Raw genomic sequence first — 20,738 nt, 5'->3', positions numbered from 1 at the left:
CCGCGGGGCGTTTGTCTGGACGCTCGACGAGCCGTCGGCAGCCGACGCGGCTTGGGGCGATCCAAGCCGAACGTCGAAGCAGGTGAAGCAACGCTCCTGTGACACAACCATCACGCAAACTCCCGCGGATGCCTGCTGCGCAGCTCGGGAACGGCGTCCCCGCGCCCCGATTCCTCCAGCCGCTTCACATAACGCGCCAAATGCCCTTTTGCGTGAAACGGCCCGCCTTCCTTCATCACCGTCCACAGCGGGTCGTTGTCGAAAGGCATCGTGCTCATCATCCGGTCGTGCCACTCGTTCAGGCAATACACCGCCTCCATGCACAAATCGCGGCGCTCCGCGGCCAGATTGTGCTGCTCGTGCGGGTCATGCTTCACGTCGAACAGCATTTCCTGCGGAAACAGATGATAGCCGTCGTGATAGGTGCGAATGTACAAGTAATCCCGGAAGCGAACGCTGCGTTGGCATACATGGGCGCATTGCGATACGACCAGATAGTCCCTGCCGGTATCGCCGCCTTCCCGGATGGAACCGGCGTAGCTGCTTCCGTCCCACGATGCGGGAGCGCCGATGCCAAGCATGTCGGTCAAGGTCGGACCAAGGTCGAGATGGTAATGCAGCCCGTGATCGGCAGTACCCGATGTCAGACCGGGCCAGCGAATAATCATCGGAATCCGGCAAGTCGCCTGATCCGCCGTGCCGTGCTCGCCGTAGATGCCAAGCTCGCCCATATTTTCGCCATGATCCGCACTGATGATCACGACCAGATCGTCCATGACGCCTTGCCGTCGGAACGCCTCGAACAATTGCCCAATATGCTCGTCCATATAGCGGATGCCCACGTCGTAGCCGTCGATCGCCTGACGAAGCGTGTCCATATCCGTCAACTCGCCGGGGTACCGGGGATACTTCAACATGTTCCTATCGTTGACATTGCCGTACATCCACATGTCGAGCGCGCTGTGGGGGCCGGGTTTGCGCTTGTGCCGCTCGTGCACTTCCTCCGTCAGCCACTCGGGAAGCGGCTCGTCCCGGAACGGGTTGTCGTACTCGGGCGGCACGCGATACGGCGTATGCGGATCCCAATAGTTGACGTAGAGGAGCCAATTGTCATCCTTGGCGTTCTGTTCGATCCAGCGCAGCGCGGTCGGCGTCACCTCTTCGGCGGATTCCTGGCCGCCCTTGCCGGTGTTGTACATCTCGTGGTACCCGGCATAAAACGTCCAGGCGGAATGACGTTCGCCGAACGGGCTGACGAGCGCCGTGCGGAATCCGTTCGCCTTCAGCACGGAGGCGAGGTTGTCGCTCGCGCAGCGATCCTTGAACTGGCGCGAGGCGCCTTCGAGCCGGGGGTCGCCTGCCGTTCCCCCGTGTCCGACGACGCCGTTATGGATGCCGAAGCGGCCGGTCGTCAGCGCCGTGCGCGACGGGAAGCAGGGCGCGTCCGACGTATAATAATTGGTGAACAGAACGCCCTCCCGGGCGATGCGGTCGATGTGGGGCGATGTGTTGCGGCGATACCCGTAGCAGCCCAAATGGTCGGGTCTTGTCGAATCGAGATCCAGGTAAACGATCCTCATGACGCACCTCTTCGCAGGAGAATGGATGATCGGCTTTCCTCCTAACCTTACGTGCGATCGAGGTTTCCGCGCCATGTAAAATCGAAGCTGTTTTTGGTAAAACGCAAGCTTTTGCGATATTCCCCGGGAGTCATCCGGTGCTGCAGCCGAAACGCCTTGTTCAGGTGGGCCGCGTCGTAATAGCCGCAGTCGGCGGCGATGCGGTCGAGCGTATAGTCGGGGTCCTCCAGCAAACGGACGACCTGGCGCATTCTCATCTTGTGCAGCATTTCCATCGGACTGACCCCATAGGCCAAACGGAATTTGCGCTGAAAATAAGCCGGATGCCAATGGACGAGATTCGCCAGATCCTGGACGGTCAACTTCTCGTGAAGCCGTTCGCCCATCGCTTCGACGATGCCGGCCAGACGGCCTTCCGCATGGCGATGCAGGACAACGCGCTCCTCGTCGCTGTCCGTGTTGCTTTCAATCAGCGCGGCGAGCAGCTCCAGGGCGGCCGCGAACGTTCTCGTCTCGCGCAGCATCGAGTCCGGCAGCAGCCAGGCTTGCTGCAGGCGGAAGAATGCAGCCTGATACGCCTGCCTGTCGCGAATCGGAATGATCCGCTTGAGCGAAGCGAGACGGACAAAATCGACTTCGTCCAGCACCTTCAACGCCAAATTCACGAACAGATGCTCCCCCGGCTGGCGGGCGCGCACTTCGAAAGGAACGTGCGGGGGGTGAATCATCACATCGCCGCTTCCGGCGATATGAGTGACGCCGGAGCACGTCGTCTCCACCTGCCCTTCGCACACATAGGAAATCGTGTAACATCCTTGCGGGTCGGATACGAATTGGCGCGATTCGTACCGGACTTGCTCCACCCGGAATATGGACATGCGCATCGTGTCTTGCACCGTAACCGACATCCCGACCGCTCCTTGCGACTCGTTGTGAAAGCGCCGCGCAACTCGCGGCACTCGCCATTACTTTTGCTCCTTGATCCGTCGAATCTCTTGCGCGATTTGTTGCTTTCCGTGCTCTCTCACCGGATAGAGTTCAGGTGCCGCCGGAATGTCGAACTTCAGGTGAGAATGCGGAATCTCCGTCAATAACGTACCGATGGGTTGTTGGTCGCTCTTTCTGCGGACAACATTCCAGAACACACGGGATCTGTTGTCCTCGGTCCCCCATTTTTCAAGCGAATGGCGAAACAACAGCCGTTTCCCAATGACGAAGTCATGCTCCTCGAGCGGCTCCGCTGTTTCGAAACCGGCGTCTTCCAGGCTGTCAAATAACGCGGGCATCAACTGGTCCAAATAAAGCCCGTAAGCCGCATCCTCGATTTCGCGAAAAGCGGCCGTCAACTGCTCATGCAACGAATCGTATAATGCCTTCCAAGCCGATTCGATATACGATTTGCCGGCCCCGCCAATCTCCTCGATCGTCATGTCGCAATGGAATACAGGTTTCATGATCATTTTATACTCCTCCCTGAAAATTGAAAATGAATTACCTCCATCGTACAACATTTAAGCAAATGGGAAGGTACAGCAGATTTATTGGCAGGAAATTAAGCTTGCATCCCGAAAAATATTTCAAAGCACTTTATGGTTTTATCCAATTCTGCAAGGGGGAACAAAATGGAGGTTCGGCCAAAACAGTTGGCAGCAAAGTACCGGATCAGCGCCAACACCTTGCGGAACTACGAAGCGAAGGGATTAATTCCGCCTGCGGAGCGAACCGCAAACGGATACCGCCTATTTACGGAGCGGCATGAGGCTTATCTGGCATGCTTGCAAGCCATGGCTGCCGCATTCGGCATGGAAGTTGCCGGCGAGGTGCTGCATCGTCTTCAACGAAATGAGTTGGATGACGCATTATGGATCGTCAGGGATCGGGAGGTCGCGCTTCATGGGGATAAAACGAGTTTGGATCAACTGGCAAACGAGTTGAAATCGTATGCGGAAGGCAGCCAAGCTTGCAACTTTAACCAATCGTTCAGCATCCGCGAGGCTTCCAGACGGACGGGCGCTTCCAGATCGGCCATCCGCTACTGGGAGAAAAGCGGTTTATTCGCCGCCGGGCGGGCGCCGGACAACGACTACCGTCTCTATAACGAAGCGCATCTTGTTAAAATCAGGATGATTCAAGTGCTGCAGGGCGCCGCTTATTCCGCGGAAACCGTAAATTTAAAGCATTCCATAGCGCTCCTGGATCCGCAAAACATCGGACATGCGAGGAAGCTGGCCGATCGGATCCAGGCTTATTTGAACAAAACGATCACGCTCCAGATGCGGGGAATTTACTTTTTGCAACGCTTGATTGACACATTGGACTGAGGCTGCCGCAACGATCGGATAAAATGGATCGACTCTTGTTCTGGCCGGGAATTGTTCCGCTACAATCCCCGTTGTTTGGCCAGATGAGTCGGATCCGCCTGGATCCGTTTCTCACTGTCCGCGTACGACTTCGTTTTCGCCTCGATGCGTTCCATAAATTTCTCGTAGCCGTGCTCGCCGCTTGCATGCTTATGCCGGATCCACCCCACCCACTCGGTTACGATTTGCTGCGTTTTTTCCATGATCCGCTCTTTGTCCCAATCCGGGACTACCGCTTTGATCCACGCCAGTCCGAACGAAATATGATTCGATTCATCCGCCCAATCGTAATCGCAATCTTGCGCTCCGGTAATGTCGTTTACTTTAAATAGCTCCTGTTTCAGCTTGGATTTATGCAAAGGACCTTTCTGCTCCAGCCCATGCACCAGCAGAAGCAAGGACAGAACCCCTCTTTCCCGGAACGCTCGCCAATGATCCGGAACCATCGGAACATCGACACCCATTTCGAAGCCCAACTCTTTCAACCGTTGCTCGCCCATCATCGCATGGCGCATTTCGTCGTAAGTCCACCGCGCCGCGTTAAAATACAAGTTCCACGGCATATCTTCATACTCCCAAATGAGGGCGGCCGCCGTTTCGCTGGCCCATACTTCATTGGCATGATCGATCGCGATCCAGAGCCGTTGTTCCAGCACATTCTGCGGATCGCGCGGGGGGACCTGCATGACTGCGGGCTCCCACGAGGCGTCGCGGCCGCCTTCCATCGGAAGCTCGTACCGCTTTGCCGGAACCGCGAACCCGTTGTCTCGATCCGGACCGTGAACGCCTCCGCATCCGCCGATCAGTTGCTCATATTCTTGCCGGTACTTCGCAATAGCCGCGGAATCGACAGGGATCTGCTGGATTACTTGCCCGGCTTCCTGCAGTTGTTCGTCAAGCTCTGTCACGATCCGTTTCAAGTAGGCATGACTCGGCGCGTCGTCGAGCGGATCCGTTTCCGCCAAATATTCCTTGAGAGCGACCAGCAGCATCGGCTTAATGACGAGATAGACATGCACAAGAAATTGCTCGTCCGATGACGCCGTCGGCAACTGGCGGAGGAACCGGATCAAATAAATGTCGGATTGGTTATCGACATCGACTCTCGGGTAACGCAAGTCCAATGTTCTGGACCTGAGCAGATCCGCATGCATGGCGTCAAACCAGATATGCCGGGCCAGCATTTTTTTGGCTGGCCACATCTTCATGGCAGGCAAATAACCGGCCATCGCCCGCATCGTTTCCTTCACCGTGCAATAATAACGGCGCATCAATTGACTGGCGGTTTCCACATCGCGAATAAATACCGTTTGTTCCGCGAAACGCTCCATTTTCACGCCAACTCCTTAGCCAAATTATTGAACGTCAACTTCCGGGATTTTCACAACGGTTTTCTCCGCCATCGACCTGTCTGCCCGAAATCCGATCAAATGCCCGTTGATGGAGCATTCCAGGGCGGTTGAGGAGAGGGAAGGAGTTTCCCCGCGAAGCACGCGGACGAAATCTTCAATGAGACGAATATCGCCTCCGCCGTGCATGTCACGCGAAACATTAATGGCGACACGCTCTTCCGAATATTCGTGCCCTTTCCGCGGGTCGGGACGACGTATCACGAAATAACCGTCCTCCATCACGCCTTCGATCTCTCCTTCAGTCCCGATCAAATGGATACGCCGGCTGGGCTTCGAAGCTCCTCCGGTCAAGGTGTGCGTCGCCGTCGAGCCGTCTGCGAACTGAACGGCAACCGATTGATGGTCGACTACATCGTTATCGCATTTCCAGACGCAGCGCCCATACGGATTATCCGTGAGCAGCGATTCCATTTGCCGTTCGTGCGAAGTCGTAATGCCCAAATGATGATGCGGCCATACGTATGAGCTCCATCGCTCTTGCTCGATGTAATGCTTCTTCGCCGAGTAGACACAAGCCGGCTCGATCGCACAGTCCAAACAACGCTCCCCCGCCCCTTCGGGCGCGCGATCCGGGCGAAAATACGTCAATGCGCCAAAGCTGCTGACCCAGGCAGGAGCAACTTCTCCTTTCATCCAGGCAAGCAAATCCAAATCATGACAGCATTTCGACATGAGTATAGACGACCCGCACTTCGCTTCACTGCTCCATTTGCCGCGTATAAACGCCACCGCCATATGGTGATAGCTGATATTCTCGGCGGTCTGCATCGTAAGAATATCCCCAATCACGCCCGCCTGAACCCGCTTCTTGATTTCGGCATAGAACGGGGCGTAACGCAATACGTGGCAGATCATGACGGTGCGCCGATTGCGCCGGGCAACCTCAAGCAGCTCCAATACTTGCTCCTCCGACGTGCCGATTGGCTTCTCCAGCAGCACATCATATCCGGCTTCAAGCAAGGGAAGCGTCGTTTCTACATGGAGCGCGTCCATCGTTCCATTAATTGCGGCGTCAGCGATCTTCCCTGCAAGCCGGACCAGTTGCTCGGTCGATTCGAATTGCGCTTCGGGAGCAAGCTTGAATTTGTTTGCCGTCCGTTCCCTTCGAATCGGATCCGGATCGACCACACCCACAATTTGCAATTGTTCGGGATGAAGCTCTGCCAGAGAAGCGTAAATGAGCGCCCGATGTCCCGCTCCTACAATTACGGCGGTAATTTGCCGGTTCTTGCGTTCCATTTGCGTTCTATCTCCCTTATAATTTGAGTTGTTCAAGTTCATTCACGCATGTTTCATATAATTAAAATCGAAAGTATAAAACAAGTGATGAACCTTTGTATATCTCCAATGATAATTACATTTGCACCTGGAGGGAATACACCGAATGGTTAAGTTTATGGACTATATGATCAGCCCGCAGCCCATAAGCATCGCCGATCTCAAAGTAGACAAATCGAAGCTGAGCGTGAAGTCGCTCATAATAACCGAGATGGGGCATTTGCCGGGGAGGACGCTTCGGCGAAAGCAAGTGACCTTCGACAGTTGGGCTTTCGGGTATATCGCGGGCGGCCGCGGCACTTACCAGGTCGACGGGGGAATCGTGCAGCCGGTGGAGAAGGGAAGTTTGTTTTTCGTTTTTCCCCATGCGTATTTTCATTACGGGCCTGAAGAGGGCGGGAATTGGGACGAGTATTATATTCGCTTCGAGGGAAGCCGCGTTCAAGAATGGTTGGAGGATTGGTTATTTCAAACGGAAACCGTGCAACATGTTGGATGGGACGAGGCGACAATCGGCAAATTGGAATTGATCCTCATGCTAATGGACAGCGGCGTTCCCTCCAACGCGGATCGCGCTTCCTTATTGCTGGAATCGATTCTATTCGAATGGATCCTCCAATCACGCCGCTCCCGGCAAAGTGAAGGCAAACAGCGGGTCACCCAATTGATGCTCGATATTTCCGATACGTTATTCCAACCGCTTGACGCAGCCAAATTAGCCGCACGCCATCACTTGTCTGTTCCTTCCTTGCGCAGGATCATCAGTCAGTATACGGGGTTTCCTTTGAATGAATACATCCATCGGTTAAAGATCGCCGAAGCCAAAAAATTGCTTGTCCATACCGAGTTGCAAATGAAGGATATTTCCAATGCGCTATGTTATAAGGATGTTTTCTACTTCTCTCGCCTGTTCAAAAAGTATGTCGGCGTAGCTCCGAATGTTTATCGCAGGAATACTTGATGCCACAATAACAGCGTCATTTCCCGGAATCGTTTCGCATGGGAACGAAGAACGCCTCTTCCACCTCTGCCGCGGGAAGCGGCCGGCTGTAGTAATAGCCCTGGATTTTGCTGCAGTCGTTGTCCATGAGAATATCGAGTTGGTCTTTCGTCTCGATCCCTTCCGCGATGACATCCATATTCAAATGCTGCGCCATGGATATAATGGTGGATACGATGGCCTGGTCATTCCGATTCTCGGTAATGTCGCGGATAAAGGAACGATCGATCTTGAGCTTGTGGATCGGCAATAGCTTCAGGTAGCTGAGGGAGCTATATCCCGTCCCGAAGTCGTCCAGGCTGATCCGAATGCCGTAATCCGTCAGTTCGTTCAGGATGCCCGTCGACACCACGGGATCCATCATCATGCTTTCCGTGATTTCCAGCTCCAGGTAATGCGGCGCAAGGCCCGTCTCTTCCAGAATCCCTTTTACGTACGACGACAAATTCGGCTGATGAAACTGTTGGGACGACAGATTAACCGATACCGTAATCAGCGGCCCGCCCGCATCATGCCACTTCTTCATCTGCCGGCATGCTTCACGCAGCACCCATGTGCCGAGTTCATAGATAATGCCCGTCTCTTCGGCGATCGGAATAAACAGGCCGGGCGAAAGAATCCCCTTGGATGGATGGTGCCAGCGGACGAGTGCCTCGACGCCGATCATCTGGCCGTCATCCGCCCGGATTTGCGGTTGGTAGTCGAGAACAAACTGATTTCGCACAATTGCCTGCCTGAGGTCCGCTTCCAGCTCGATCTTCTCCTGCAGTTGCTCGTTCAACTCGCCCGTGTAGAACTGATACCCGTTTTTGCCATTCTTTTTGACTTCATACATCGCGGTATCGGCGTTCTTGAGCAGTTGGACCGCGTCTTCTCCGTCCTGCGGATACATGGCGATGCCGATGCTCGCCGTCACGTAGAAATCGTTCTCCTTCAGCCGGTAAGGCACCGCTACGTCCTCAATGATCCGCTCCGCGAACCGCGCGACCTCGTCCTTTCCGTAGCGTCCGTCGACGAGCAGGGTGAACTCGTCCCCGCCCATTCGGGCCAGCATAATCTCATCGCCGTGGATGCAGCGCTCCATCCGGCGGCTTACTTCCTGCAGAAACATGTCCCCGTATGTATGACCAAGCGAATCGTTGATCAGTTTGAATCGGTCGATGTCGATCACCGCAACGGAAAGCCCCTCCGCCCGATTGTCGATCCTCCCGTTCAACGCCTGATAAAACATCCTGCGGTTCGGCATACCCGTCAGTTCGTCGTGGAAGGCCAAATGTTGAATCCGTTCCTTCGCCGCGGCTTCCTCCGTCACATCTTTGGCGATGATGTAAGTTCCGACGACTTGCCCGTCCAATTCGACCGGCACGTTTACAACGCTCAGTTCGACGCGGCGGCCGTCCTGGTGGATGATCGCGGTGTTATAGTTCTGCGTTACGCCTTCGAGCGATTTCAGAAACAATTCCCGCGTGCGCTCGCGCTCCTCTTCTACGATGTGAGGAAGCAGACTCGCGATCGTCTCGTGGAGAAACCATTCGTGCGACAAGCCGGTAATTCGGGTAGCGGACGAATTGAAACCGATAATGCGAGTATTCATGTCGATCGAAATAATGCCGTCCTGGTTGTTGTCGAACAGCGAGCGATACCACTTCTCGTTCTGCAGGATCTTCGACTCTTTGCGCGAGAAGCGGTTGGAGATAAATATGCCGAGAATCGACAGCCCCAATGTCAGCAGCGTGCCGCCCGCAATAAAATAAGGCAGAAATGTATGGTTCAGCACGATGCCATGCGAGACGGCCGACGGCTCCCTCATCTGGAACCGCGCCGCATACATGCCCGTGTAGTGCATGCCGGCTACGGCGGCGCCCATGATGAGGCTGCTGCCGAGCTTCTTCCAGACAATGATGCGCTCGTTGCCGTCGCGAAAATAGAACGACAACCAGAACGCCACCAGCGAAGCGACGAGCGCGATCAGGATGGAAAGCACAAAGACGACGGGCTGGTACGTAATATCGATCTGCATCGACGCCATGCCGATGTAATGCATCGCCGATATGCCGGTCGCGAGCAGCACTCCTCCTCCGAGCAGATGGGGCACTGTCAACCGCCTGCGGCCGACAACGAACAGGGCGGCGAACGAAGCCGCGATTACGACTACCACGGACAGCAGCACTTTCACCAAATCGTAGGTGACGGACATGCTTAGCGAAAAGGCGAGCATGCCGACAAAATGCATCGACCATACTCCGAGCCCCATCCCGGCCGCTCCGAATAAAATCCACAGCAAGCGGGATCCCCCTCTGGCTGTGCTGATTCTGCCCACCAAGTCAAGAACGGTATAAGAAGCCACCGACGCAACCAAATAGGAGAACAGAACCAATGTCATATTATATGTGCCGTGTACGTGATGCACTGCAATCCCTCTTTTCGGTTTCACACAGATTCCATCTCGAAAAATGGAGAAAGTTGTCGAATTTCCAATCTTCCTTCTCATTAATCATATACAGAATGCCTTAATTTTCAAGGCGGTTAGCAAAAACAGAAAAAAAAGACTGCCGAGGTTCTCTCGACAGTCGAAACAATACTGGCCAAATCAGGCAGAGGGAACCGGCGCCTCACCTTTGAGCAAGAAAGTTATAGATTTCGATAGGCAGCGGTATTCCGTGCTCCCGTCGATGCTCTTCCTTCAAATTTTCCGGCTCGCCGGGGATCATGACCTGACGGAATCCTGCCGCCGGGGGGATGGCATGAATCTCGCCAATCATTTGATCGATATTGCTTCGGAAAGAACGGCCGGAAGTAAACCTGGCGATATCAATGGCACATACAAAATGACCCAGCTTCCGTTTCTCGCCGAGATCGCCGCCGTGCATCTTTGCGATATGAGGGCCATAAGGCGATCCTGTCAGTATGCCGGAAAATATATCAACGACCATGCCGAGCGCATAGCCTTTGGCTCCTCCGAAAGGAAGCAGGGCAGCAAAATCGCGGGGATCGGTTACCGGCTGCCCGTGTTGATCCACTCCCCAGTCTGACGGAATTTGCGTCCCCGCTTGGAGTGCGCCAAGGATTTTCCCATAAGCGACAGCGCTTGTGGCCATGTCAAGGATAATGGGCGGATTGACCCCGGCAGGGAAACCGAAGGCCATCGGGTTCGTTCCAAAATAGGCAGAGCTCCCGCCAAATGGAACAACCATCTTATCCGTGTTGGTCATGGCGATCCCGATCATGCCATTGTCCGCCGCCATCTTGACGAAATAAGACAACGCCCCGCAATGACTGCTGTTGATTGCGCTGACCATCCCGACGCCTTGATTGTTGGCAATATCAATGGCGGTTTTCATGGCTTGATCGACAATCACGTGCCCAAGTCCATCGTCGCCGTCCACGATCGCTGTAACCGCTCCAGTCGGTTTCGTGGCAATCGTCGGATTGGCCCGGATGCCGCCCTGACTGATTTTCTGAATATAATGCTCCATACGCATCACGCCATGCGAATCGACGCCTCGCAAATTGGCATGTACCAGTACGCTTGCCGTTGTTCTGGCGTGTTCCTCGGGAATTCCCGCGTCGATCAACTTACTCATACATAGTTGTAACAGCTCGAGGTGAGAAACCAGCTTTTCTTCCATGCAGCAATTCCCCTTTAATGGTTATATCAATTGATATATCATGTCCTGCAAAAAAAGAGATCACTTTTCCCAATATGCAGCTCCGGGCAAACTGCCGTCCATGACATATCCGCCATCAATCGTAAGCGTAGACCCCGTCATATATCTGGACTCCGCCGATGCCAAATATAAAGCGGCATGGGCGATCTCTTCAGGCTCGGCAATATCCTGCAAGGGAACCCGTTTGAACAACGCTTCTTTAACGGCAGGCGTGTACATCGGCAGCGTCAATTCGGTATAGGTTGCCCCGGGTGCCAATATGTTGGCTGTAATCTTGTGCGGAGCGAGTTCTGTTGCCAGTGTTCTTGTGAATGCTTCCACGCCGCCCTTGGCGGCTGTATAGGCTGAACAATTGGGCTCCGACAAGGTGGCATGAATAGAGGACACATTAATGATGCGACCGCCTTGCTTCTGATCGATCATCGCTTTAGCCGCATACTTGCTGCCGAGAAAGCAGCTCGTCAGATTGTTCCGGATGATGCGCTCCCAGTCCTCTTCGAGCGTATTCACAACACTGGCCTGATGGATAATGGCTGCATTATTGACCATAATATCCAATCTTCCAAGCTTGGCTAACGTCTCATCGACGGTGCGGATCACGTCATCTTTATTCCCGGCGTCGGCCTTGATCATCATTCCCTTGACGCCATAGCTCTCTATGGCATGCAGCACTTGGTGTCCCCGTTCTTCGTTCAGATCGGCAATGGCAATATTGGCGCCTTCCTTGGCGAATAGCTTGGCAATTGCCGCACCGATTCCAGCCGAACCTCCGGTTACAATGGCTACCTTGCCCATTAACCTGCCCACGCTCATCCCTCCATTAGCTGTCAAAAAACTTTGTAGATATCAATGATCTTCAACAAATTGTTCAAGGTTTGATCCAGATGTTCTTGCAAACAGATTTTCGCTTGCTCCTTGTTGCCTTTCCTCATTTCGTCCAAAAATTTATGGTGTTCGTTATGAGCAAGTTGGATCCGCTGCAAATCTTGCAAATAATAAGCGCGTGCCATTTGGACGTGACCGTTTAACTTTTTGTAAGATTCGATTATTCTGTCGTTCTCGGTAGAGTCAACAATGAATTTATGAAAAGCAATATCCGCTTCCATCACTTTAGTGCCATCATATTTTTCCGAGTCAAAATAGGATGCTACATCGTTCAGAATGTCAACGAGTTTGTCCGAATGAAGACGCAAATGCTCAAATCCTTGATCCAATGCAAACAGTTCTACCATTTTGCGATATTGGAAAAGCTCAATCAGGTCCTTCTTATAGATGCCTTTGACATAGATGCCTTGACGGGATACGGTCGTAATAAAGCCTTCGGCATCCAACATATTCAGCGCATCGCGAACGGGAGTGCGACTGATTCCGAATTGGCGGGCGATTTCGACAGCATCAATGCGTTCGTTCGGTGTAAATTCCCGCTTCATGATCATTTGTTTCAATTTGAGATATACCATTTCCTTGATGTCGGACCGATCTCCCAATGAATCCTTGTCGAGCGATTCCAGCTTGTTGCTCATTGCGCAGCACCTCAACCTTTTCCAGCCATATGGATCAATCTCATGATAGATAAGATAATATATGCTGTCAAATGACTGCCGGCCCAAGCTCCATTTCATTATTTCTGAGCCTATCCGGTATTCAGCTCGTGAATTTGTTTGATTACGCCATATGGCACCGCCACACTTGTCAAATAAACGGGGCCTTGCCGGTAAGCATGTTCGGGATGGAAGCACTCCCAAGGCGATCCTTCGCCTCCCGTTATTCGGTAATCCCCCGCTTTCAATTCGCTTATGTATTCCTGAACGAATCGTTGGCATAATTCCGGTTCGATTTCATTTAATGCGTAGGCATACCAACCGACCGGCGTCCCCCAATAGGCTCCGTTCTGGTAAGTATTCTTCGTGGTCCAGCTGCTTTCCCAACAAGAGGCTGCCGAATATTCGGCTGTTGTCGGCACATGCCTTACATTCCCTTTGCAGCTCGTTGACCCATTCAGATAGCTGTCCCGTATGACCTCGAGCGCCGCCTGTCGCGGCTCCCCTCGAAGCAAGCCTGTATAGATCGCATAACAAGTCCCCCATACATCGGCCTGCCCGCTTATCCCTGTCGCTGCCTTCAGCCAGCCATCCCCATTGTCAAAAACTTGCGGAACGTGTTGCTCGAGCAGCTTGATCTGCTCCCGCAGTGTGTCTAACCGTTCCAATATCCCTGCCCGTTCCGTTTGCTCCGGCCATTCTGCTTCAGACGATTGCAAGGCGCTCTCATAAAGGGTGATCAGCATGTGGCTCGTTCGGTATTTCAGAATGGTGGAGAACAGCAAATGGCCGGTTTGAATTACGGAATCTACAAAACCAAAGTTTACAGCCCTCATGTCTGCTTCTGTCCACACGATTCCGTTCTCATAATCTTGCCATGGAACCTCGTAAGCAGCCTGAATGCGATCCAGCAACGAATAACCATTAATCGCATGTGCCAGTATCGACAGATCGCCGGATTGTTTCACATATTCATACGCCATGACGATGAAGTAATAATGATCGCAGTAAGGCGGATACACTCCCCATCTCCCGCCGCCTTGATCAGTGCCCGAACTATATGTGCCTGGATAGAAGACAGGCTTCCCGTCAAGATTGATGTGATCGGGCACGGCAAACGGCGGGATCCTCGCCGCGTCGAACATGATCTCGTCGCTTCCATTCTGTCTGGAGGCGGTCAGCAGCAGCAAGGGCTTTACTTCATCTGCATCGATAAGTCCGCATTCCAGAGACATGGCAAAATCACGAATCCAAAATGACGGATAGTTGTGAAGTCCGCCCGGTCGAATCAACACGATACCCGTCTCATTAATGAGCGGCGCACCGTTCTTCAATAAGCGTTCTCCCGTCGACTGGGCCGCCAGGTTAGCGCCAGGACGTATGCGGGAAGCTTCAATAACGTTCTCCGTAAGTCGTTTCAAAAATTCCATGTGCTCAACCATTGAGCCCATTGCCATCTTCTCCCCCTATTCGTGGCGCGATATTTCTATGATATATCAGATGATGTTATATATCAACGTCCATTTTGAAATGACATTTACACGCATGGAACCAATAAAATTCGCTGACAAAGCCTTGCCGCACAAAAAAAATGGACCCGGTTTCCCGGTTCCTTGTCGCATGCATCTATGATCATGACTACGAATATGGATTATTCAATCCGTATACGGCTTACCTAAGATGATCCCGCTCGATCAAAACCGTCAAGGGATTTGCCGAATCGACTGTAACAGCATGCTTGAAAGCCTTTACTTTGTTGCATACGCTTATCGAGTGAAGGTTTAATTTCCCGGCAATTACTGTAATCGTTGCCTTCTCCGTCGTTTGTTCGTATACGCCCCACGCCTGATCAAGCGACCACAGGATACGAAAAACGCCGTTCTCGGGCATGTGCGCCGGATGAAATCCGATCCTGCCCGCTGCCATGTCGTATTCGAAGCCGCCGTAAGCTTGCAGAAGCGAGTAGCTGGCCATCGACCGCGCATAGTTGCTTCCGCATTCGATCTCGTTCCACGGGTTGCGCTTCTCTCCGTCGTAACGATCCCGGATGGCTTTCACGACGGACAAGCCCTCGTTCAATAGTCCTTCTTGGATCATATGCGCCGCCGCTTGGTACTCGAAGCCCGTCATCGTTTCCGAATTGTAAGTCAGCGGAATCGCGGGCTTGTTGGCGCCCTCCGGCCATGTGCAGATGACGAGCCCGCCTTCGTCGTTCAACGAATAAATTCGCCAGGTGTTTGCCTCCCCGCGCATGCTCGGTTTGAAATTATGCTTGTACAGCGACAGCAGCGCCGAGCGCGTCTTCTCCTTATCGTAAATGTCCCCAAGCCCGCAAAGGTTCGCGTGCCATTGGGCGACAACTTGATCGATGCCGCAGCCGTTCCCGATCTGGTATTTGATCTCTTTAAGCTCTTCATTCCAATAAACGCCGACCGTCTTCTCGTCAAAGCGTTCGAGCAAGGAACGATCCCCAAGATCGACTTGCTGGATAAAATAATTCCCGTTAAATAAATGTTCATGAACCCACGTTCTGCCCTTCGCATAAATGGCGCGAAACTGCTCCGCGTCGGCGGTTTCACCCAAGCAGGCGGCCATTTCGGCGCCGGCTTTGAGCGCGGCCAAATAAAAGCCGGTAAGCCAGGCGTTCGGCCCGTAAAGCTCCATATCGAGCGTATGATGCTGCCGCCCCCAAAGCACGCCTGTCCGATCGGGGTCCCATCGATCTTCGTTTGACTCCGCCCAGGCATAAGTGAGCGAAGATTGGATGTCCGGCCAAATCGAACGGAGCCATTCCGTGTCGCCGCTGATTTTCCAGTCCCGATAAGCTTTGACCACGCCGCCGAATTGCCCGTCCGGGCAAGCCCGGAAATCCATTCGTTTGCGGCCGGGCGGAAGCATCAGCCGGAACGACATACGGCCGTCTTCGCGCCTGTTGTGCTTGAAGTCCAACTCTCTCATGCTTCGTTCCAAGCGAGGGAACAAAAACGGAACAACGTATGCATAATTCCAGACATGCGTGCAAGAACCTTCGCAGCTGCCGATATCCGCAATGCTTCCCTCAAATCCGTACAACGAACCGTCGGTCAGACGCAGTACGGTAGGTGTCTTGATAACGGACAAATTCGCGGATACCGCTTCGACGACCGCTTCAGGCAAGGTGGATTCGAACAAAGCCGTTTTGAACGCCAGCGTCTCGCGGTACAAACGAGCCCAATGCTCGAACGCATATCGGGACGTTGCGCGGGAATCTTCGAACAGCGAGGCGTAATAATTCGTCCACGCGTTAGGGCCCGATGGGTTCGGATTCCAGACATTCTCTACATTCGGGAAGTTCCAGGCGATCAGAAACCGGAACGTCTTTTTTTCGCCAGGCTGCAGCTCTGCTCGCGCCGCCAATGTGGCCGTATCCTTGCGGACGGGAGGCGGTTCGCTCTCGGGATAATTACGGTTGTTCAGCGGGCCGGGGCGCGCGAAATCCCGCCAAAACATTTCCAGATTATCGCACCAGCCGCCGCGGTACCAAAATTCCTGATAGCTGACATCTTCAGCGTCCGTCGCAAGGGTAATATCACCATAAAGGGCATGATCGGCGCTGTATTGATTGGAACCGGTTTGAATCGTATGCAGGGTACGATCGCCCGTTGCGCTCATTTGGGCATATCGCTGAAATACCTGCTGCGTCGGAAGCGGATTGCCGGCCGATAACGCAACGGTATAACGAATCGGGTCCTCCGTCGGATTGGCGATTTCCCATTCGAAGAACGCTGCGGGAAGGCTTGAATCGTCCTCTTGCAACGGAATGAACGGGTTAAACGCCATCAGACGGATATCCCCGGGGAAAGCCGCGTCCTTGAACGTCATTTCGGCAATTGGAAATTCGCCGATAAAACTCGTCTCTGCAAAATGCGGCATTCCCGCCATCGTCTGACTCTCGGGGCCGAAGCCGTATCCGCTATGCAACGGGGCTGCCCGAAGCGACTCACCGACGTAATGGCCTCGCAAATCTCCGTTCAACACACGCGCGTCCAGCAGTTGATCGCCTCTTTCCGCCTTCGCGGAAAAATGGCTAAAACCGTTGAAACTGTTCTTGTTCGGACGATTGAATATTTCCCAATCCACGAGCCGGCCGTTGCCCGCAAGCCCGATGCACCCGCTGCCGATTCCGCCGAGCGGAAACCGGATTTCCCTCGATTTTTCGCCGATATACGTTTTTCTCATGTGCTTTAACCTCGTTTTGCGAAATGGTATACTACCCTTGTCACATGAGCACAGTGTAATCGAAATGCAGCAGGATGCCATTGGATAATCGTTGCGAATTTGATGTCAAAAACGATTGTTTTGCAGACGCCACAGCCAGGAGAATTCGCGTGAAACTATCGGAGCACGTCATCACTCCCTTTATTCGAAGCGCCGACTATGCGATCCGCCCTCCCTTTTTTCTCGGCGAACGCAATTTGCTCGATTACGTCATCATTTACATGCAGGAAGGAACGTTCGAGGTGACCATCGGCGGAGTCGCGAATCGTGTGGAACCGGGCGATCTTTGCCTGCTTCAGCCGGGCGACGTTCACACGATCCGGGGGCTCGACAACACGATCAATCCGTACGTGCATCTGGACTTCTTCTATAATCCGCAACGGGAAACCAGTTTCGTCACGAAGCCCGGCCAACTGGACATGTCTGCGTATGCTTCCTTTATGCAGCCGAGGCTTCGCGATTGCGAAGACTTGCAAATCCCGTTCCACATTAATGCGCCTCTCAAAAACAAGTTGAGGGACGTCACGTTGAAGATGATCGAGTGCTGGCAGCTTCAGACATACATCGGCATCATGGAAGCCAATCGACATGCTCACGAATGGTTGACGCTCGTATTTAAAACGTACATGAAACCGCAGCCTGCCGCCTTGGCCTCCCAGCCTTTCCTGAATTGGATCACGTCTTATTTCGCCTTTCATCTGTCCGACCCGATCAACGTCGACGATATGGCCCGGAGAGCCAGCTTGTCCCCGTCCCGATTCTCCGTACTGTTCAAGCGGCATTTCGGGACGACTCCCTACCGGTATTTGATGAGGCTTCGAATCGAGCACGCCAAGGAATTGTTGAAGGACGGTTGGTCGTTGCAGCAAACGAGCGAATATTGCGGCTTTGCCGACGTTCATCACTTCTCCAAGGCGTTCAAGTCCGCAACGGGGACAAGGCCGGGCGCCTACAGGAAAACGCGACCATTTTGATAAGTCAATCCCTCCCTCTCTCTCCGCTCCCGTCTCCTCGCCAGCTGACCCATCCGCTTCACTACCGCTCCGCTCCGATGAAACGTCTTGTAGAATAGGCCATGTTTTATTGCCTATTTCGCCTAAAACGGACAGTCTTTCCAAAATACCCAGTGAAATCACTGCGTATTTCGGCTAAATGCCCGATTTGAGGGCCAGGCGGAGCAAATAAGCCCTGTTTTCACTGGCTATTTCCGACGAAGCACTCCAAATCGAGCAAATAAGCCATTTTTTACGGGCTATTTTCGTTGCCCGGCCCCGCATGATGCCGTGAGAGTGTCCACGGTGCTGCCGCGGCAACGAAAAATGCTTACTCATAGTCTCTATACTGCCTGGGAGCTGCGCCATTCGATTCAATTACTTGAGGTTGCAACTGATGCGTGTCGGTCGGCTCACTGTTCTCGACGGTTATTTTGAAAACCCATTCAGCGCCGTAATCGAACACATACACAAACGTTTGCCCCACCGACAAATCCAATTCTCCCAGATAAGCCTCGGTTACAGCTGGCCCGTCATCATCATCCGGCGAATAAAACGCGCGCTTGGTTGACCATTTCTTTCCATCCAGGAAAAAAGCATACAGATGGTCATCGTCGAAATCGAATGCCTGCTGAATCACCGCGTGCAGATCGTATAAAGTAGCATGCGACGAGAGACGAATCCGCCTCCAGCAGTTTCGGCGGACGACTACTTGAAGCGTATACGTGCCATCAAAAAACTTACCGGTTAGCCTTGGCAACCATTGAGTCAATTCGCCTTCAGGAAAAAGATGAACCAGCGATTCAGCGAAATCTATCGCCACCCACTCATCATCATTTTCATTCTCATCTTCATCTTCATCTTCATCTTCATTTTCAACTTCATTCTCATCTTGATTCTCATCTTCATCTTCATCTTCATATTCCCAGAACGGTTCTCCGGGAATACCGCGCCAATCGCCTAATTCACGCCGCAGATTCACGTTCCAGCTTTGCAAATCCCTGGTCTTGATAAGCTCCATGCCGAGGGTATAAAACAAATTAGTCGGAGCAAGTGTTTGCAGCGGATAGTCAAACTTGGATCTTGATGGTATAGCCGGCGCTTTGTTCGCCGTCGTCACCCAGAATCCGAAATACCGAAAATAATGGATAAAATAGCCCCATCGCCATCGAAGTTGAAAAAGTTTTTGGCCATCGTCGCCACTCCCATCAATCAGGCACCCTGAAGGAAGATTCTCCAAATATTCGAACACCGTGCGAACCTCCAGCAGAAGCCCCATGTTATTATGGGTCATCGTCATGGTCGACCAATCTGCATCGACCCAAAACGCTTCCAGCAAAGAAATATACTTTTCCGTGGGGGTAAGGCTGTAGAACAAAGGCAACCGCTCGGTAGGGAGCAGTATTTGTTGGCCGCTTGAATGCGGTTCCGTGCGAAACAGCTTCGCGGCCAGCGCCAGATGATGAAACAGGGTCAACAGCGGATAGGCCTTCTGATCGGAGTAATCCGTAACCTCCGGTTCCGGAACGGTCATCAGCTTGTTGAGGGACTGCAAGTCTGCGCGTGGCAACCATTTTAGTTTTTTCGTCAACAGGATCTCGTGCTTTTCCGCGTATGCCGCGAACGTCATAAAATCCTTTACAATCGGCGTCGGTTCCGTTTCCGTGACGACCAGTTTGGGTTTGGCGCTCATTTGCTTTCCTCCTACGTTCTATCACGATCATTATATCAGACGACAAAATTGAAAAAAGCCCCCAAGGTTATCCTTGAGAGCTTCAAGTTGTTGATCGCCGCGTCTGAAAAAGACAAACAAAGCAGCTTTATTGAATCTCCACGACATAAGGGACCGTAAAGACGTTTCCTTGATGCCGGAACTGCCCCCAAATTTTATACGTGCCGGGATTCGGGAAAGTCGTCATAAATTGCGCTTCCGGTCCGGACGCTTTTTCATCCACAGGGTGCACATGGAGGTATTGCTCGGTATCTTCCGATAAAATGACGACGTGCCCGACAGCGCCGAGGTATGGTTCCAGATTGCTGATGCCTTCTTTCGTTTTGTCGTTCTTGACGGTAAAAGTCAGCTTGGCTTCAGTTTTCGCCTTTGTGCCGCCAAGCGCCAGCGTGACTTCTTTGCCGTCCACCACCTTCACCAACTTCGCATCCGCTGTGACGCTTGCCTGCGGTTTGGTTTCTCCGTCTACTTTCACCCATTCGCCCAGGGTTGCGCCCGATCCGCCTTTCGGAACAAAATCGGCAAAAAGCTTGTATTCACCGCCACTTGGAAACGAGGTGTCTACCGTGAACGTTCCTTTTCCGTCCCATTCGGGATGGATATGGTTGAAGAAAGACAGATCCTTATTCACGATGATCAGATGCATCAGTTTTTCGTGGTTGATTTCAAAATCCTGGACGGCCTTGCCGTTGGCGTCTGTCACCTGAATAGCCAGCTTCGTGTTTTCGGATGCTTTCGCTGCACCTGATGCAAACGAAAAGGAAGCTTGATAGGCTCCGCGTTGATGGGAGCCGCCGTGTCCGTCGGCACTTTCCTTCGGCGTACTGCAAGCCGCCAGCAAGCCAACAGCCAACACTCCGCCCAACATAAGCGTCATCGTTTTTTTCATTGTAGATTCGCTCCATTCCGAAGTTCCGA

16 protein-coding genes are annotated in these 20,738 nt (G+C 53.0%); 3 read left to right on the top strand and 13 right to left on the bottom strand.

Going from position 1 to position 20,738, the window contains the following annotated elements:
* Positions 1 to 110: 110 nt before the first annotated feature.
* The 3 genes from EXY20_RS33015 to EXY20_RS33005 are packed head-to-tail and all read right to left on the bottom strand — an operon-like array spanning position 111 to position 3,040.
* A complete protein-coding gene (locus EXY20_RS33015) occupies positions 111 to 1,580 on the bottom strand; it encodes a sulfatase (protein WP_135556688.1) in 1,470 nt (489 codons plus the stop codon).
* Between the two features lie 47 nt (positions 1,581 to 1,627).
* The gene (locus EXY20_RS33010; RefSeq protein ID WP_135556687.1) at positions 1,628 to 2,488 is read right to left on the bottom strand and encodes an AraC family transcriptional regulator; all 861 of its coding nucleotides are present in this window, start codon (positions 2,486 to 2,488) and stop codon (positions 1,628 to 1,630) included.
* 57 nt (positions 2,489 to 2,545) lie between these two features.
* Complete coding sequence (locus EXY20_RS33005; protein ID WP_135556686.1) at positions 2,546 to 3,040, bottom strand: DUF6022 family protein; 495 nt, start codon at positions 3,038 to 3,040, stop codon at positions 2,546 to 2,548.
* A gap of 162 nt (positions 3,041 to 3,202) precedes the next feature.
* Between EXY20_RS33005 and EXY20_RS33000 the strand changes: the two genes are divergently transcribed.
* Positions 3,203 to 3,901: a MerR family transcriptional regulator gene (locus EXY20_RS33000; protein WP_135556685.1), complete on the top strand. Its 699-nt coding sequence runs from the start codon at positions 3,203 to 3,205 to the stop codon at positions 3,899 to 3,901.
* Between the two features lie 59 nt (positions 3,902 to 3,960).
* Here EXY20_RS33000 and EXY20_RS32995 read toward each other — a convergent pair whose 3' ends face one another.
* Together EXY20_RS32995 and EXY20_RS32990 are read right to left on the bottom strand one after the other, a co-directional pair.
* A complete protein-coding gene (locus EXY20_RS32995; RefSeq protein WP_135556684.1) occupies positions 3,961 to 5,271 on the bottom strand; it encodes a DUF455 family protein in 1,311 nt (436 codons plus the stop codon).
* Positions 5,272 to 5,295: 24 nt separating this feature from the next.
* Positions 5,296 to 6,591: a Gfo/Idh/MocA family protein gene (locus EXY20_RS32990; protein WP_235886316.1), complete on the bottom strand. Its 1,296-nt coding sequence runs from the start codon at positions 6,589 to 6,591 to the stop codon at positions 5,296 to 5,298.
* A 145-nt stretch (positions 6,592 to 6,736) separates the two neighbouring features.
* Between EXY20_RS32990 and EXY20_RS32985 the strand changes: the two genes are divergently transcribed.
* The gene (locus EXY20_RS32985) at positions 6,737 to 7,591 is read left to right on the top strand and encodes a helix-turn-helix domain-containing protein (RefSeq protein WP_135556682.1); all 855 of its coding nucleotides are present in this window, start codon (positions 6,737 to 6,739) and stop codon (positions 7,589 to 7,591) included.
* A 16-nt stretch (positions 7,592 to 7,607) separates the two neighbouring features.
* Here the strand turns inward: EXY20_RS32985 and EXY20_RS32980 are convergent, their stop codons facing one another.
* From EXY20_RS32980 to EXY20_RS32960, 6 genes are all read right to left on the bottom strand, one after another.
* A complete protein-coding gene (locus EXY20_RS32980) occupies positions 7,608 to 9,914 on the bottom strand; it encodes a bifunctional diguanylate cyclase/phosphodiesterase (protein WP_235886315.1) in 2,307 nt (768 codons plus the stop codon).
* A gap of 328 nt (positions 9,915 to 10,242) precedes the next feature.
* Positions 10,243 to 11,259: an ureidoglycolate dehydrogenase gene (allD, locus tag EXY20_RS32975; RefSeq protein ID WP_135556680.1), complete on the bottom strand. Its 1,017-nt coding sequence runs from the start codon at positions 11,257 to 11,259 to the stop codon at positions 10,243 to 10,245.
* A 60-nt stretch (positions 11,260 to 11,319) separates the two neighbouring features.
* Positions 11,320 to 12,105: an SDR family NAD(P)-dependent oxidoreductase gene (locus EXY20_RS32970; protein WP_167859697.1), complete on the bottom strand. Its 786-nt coding sequence runs from the start codon at positions 12,103 to 12,105 to the stop codon at positions 11,320 to 11,322.
* A gap of 20 nt (positions 12,106 to 12,125) precedes the next feature.
* Positions 12,126 to 12,821 carry a GntR family transcriptional regulator gene (locus EXY20_RS32965; protein WP_167859696.1) on the bottom strand — a complete coding sequence of 232 codons (696 nt, stop codon included), beginning with the start codon at positions 12,819 to 12,821 and terminating at the stop codon, positions 12,126 to 12,128.
* A 110-nt stretch (positions 12,822 to 12,931) separates the two neighbouring features.
* Positions 12,932 to 14,296 carry a glucosidase family protein gene (locus tag EXY20_RS39310; protein ID WP_167859695.1) on the bottom strand — a complete coding sequence of 455 codons (1,365 nt, stop codon included), beginning with the start codon at positions 14,294 to 14,296 and terminating at the stop codon, positions 12,932 to 12,934.
* 214 nt (positions 14,297 to 14,510) lie between these two features.
* Entirely contained in the window at positions 14,511 to 17,057 is a 2,547-nt protein-coding gene (locus tag EXY20_RS32960; protein ID WP_167859694.1) for a GH116 family glycosyl-hydrolase, read from the bottom strand.
* A 149-nt stretch (positions 17,058 to 17,206) separates the two neighbouring features.
* Here EXY20_RS32960 and EXY20_RS32955 point away from each other — a divergent pair, with 149 nt between their 5' ends.
* Complete coding sequence (locus EXY20_RS32955) at positions 17,207 to 18,070, top strand: helix-turn-helix domain-containing protein (protein ID WP_167859693.1); 864 nt, start codon at positions 17,207 to 17,209, stop codon at positions 18,068 to 18,070.
* 349 nt (positions 18,071 to 18,419) lie between these two features.
* Here EXY20_RS32955 and EXY20_RS32950 read toward each other — a convergent pair whose 3' ends face one another.
* Positions 18,420 to 19,781: a plasmid pRiA4b ORF-3 family protein gene (locus EXY20_RS32950; RefSeq protein WP_135556675.1), complete on the bottom strand. Its 1,362-nt coding sequence runs from the start codon at positions 19,779 to 19,781 to the stop codon at positions 18,420 to 18,422.
* A 127-nt stretch (positions 19,782 to 19,908) separates the two neighbouring features.
* Positions 19,909 to 20,709 carry a hypothetical protein gene (locus tag EXY20_RS32945; protein WP_135556674.1) on the bottom strand — a complete coding sequence of 267 codons (801 nt, stop codon included), beginning with the start codon at positions 20,707 to 20,709 and terminating at the stop codon, positions 19,909 to 19,911.
* Positions 20,710 to 20,738 lie beyond the last annotated feature (29 nt).

The sequence above is a fragment of the Paenibacillus cymbidii genome, from assembly GCF_004764705.1.
In the GTDB taxonomy this organism is placed as follows: Bacteria; Bacillota; Bacilli; order Paenibacillales; family NBRC-103111; genus Paenibacillus_AN; species Paenibacillus_AN cymbidii.
This window is presented reverse-complemented; position numbering and strand designations above follow the sequence as displayed.

Excerpts from the sequence above, each read along its gene's own strand:
- allD (WP_135556680.1), bottom strand. The coding sequence starts at position 11,259 with ATGGAAGAAAAGCTGGTTTCTCACCTCGAGCTGTTACAACTATGTATG.
- EXY20_RS33010 (WP_135556687.1), bottom strand. The coding sequence starts at position 2,488 with ATGTCGGTTACGGTGCAAGACACGATGCGCATGTCCATATTCCGGGTG.
- EXY20_RS32945 (WP_135556674.1), bottom strand. The coding sequence starts at position 20,709 with ATGAAAAAAACGATGACGCTTATGTTGGGCGGAGTGTTGGCTGTTGGC.
- EXY20_RS33005 (WP_135556686.1), bottom strand. The coding sequence starts at position 3,040 with ATGATCATGAAACCTGTATTCCATTGCGACATGACGATCGAGGAGATT.
- EXY20_RS32960 (WP_167859694.1), bottom strand. The coding sequence starts at position 17,057 with ATGAGAAAAACGTATATCGGCGAAAAATCGAGGGAAATCCGGTTTCCG.
- EXY20_RS33000 (WP_135556685.1), top strand. The coding sequence starts at position 3,203 with ATGGAGGTTCGGCCAAAACAGTTGGCAGCAAAGTACCGGATCAGCGCC.
- EXY20_RS32985 (WP_135556682.1), top strand. The coding sequence starts at position 6,737 with ATGGTTAAGTTTATGGACTATATGATCAGCCCGCAGCCCATAAGCATC.
- EXY20_RS33015 (WP_135556688.1), bottom strand. The coding sequence starts at position 1,580 with ATGAGGATCGTTTACCTGGATCTCGATTCGACAAGACCCGACCATTTG.
- EXY20_RS32950 (WP_135556675.1), bottom strand. The coding sequence starts at position 19,781 with ATGAGCGCCAAACCCAAACTGGTCGTCACGGAAACGGAACCGACGCCG.
- EXY20_RS32965 (WP_167859696.1), bottom strand. The coding sequence starts at position 12,821 with ATGAGCAACAAGCTGGAATCGCTCGACAAGGATTCATTGGGAGATCGG.
- EXY20_RS32990 (WP_235886316.1), bottom strand. The coding sequence starts at position 6,591 with ATGGAACGCAAGAACCGGCAAATTACCGCCGTAATTGTAGGAGCGGGA.
- EXY20_RS39310 (WP_167859695.1), bottom strand. The coding sequence starts at position 14,296 with ATGGCAATGGGCTCAATGGTTGAGCACATGGAATTTTTGAAACGACTT.
- EXY20_RS32995 (WP_135556684.1), bottom strand. The coding sequence starts at position 5,271 with ATGGAGCGTTTCGCGGAACAAACGGTATTTATTCGCGATGTGGAAACC.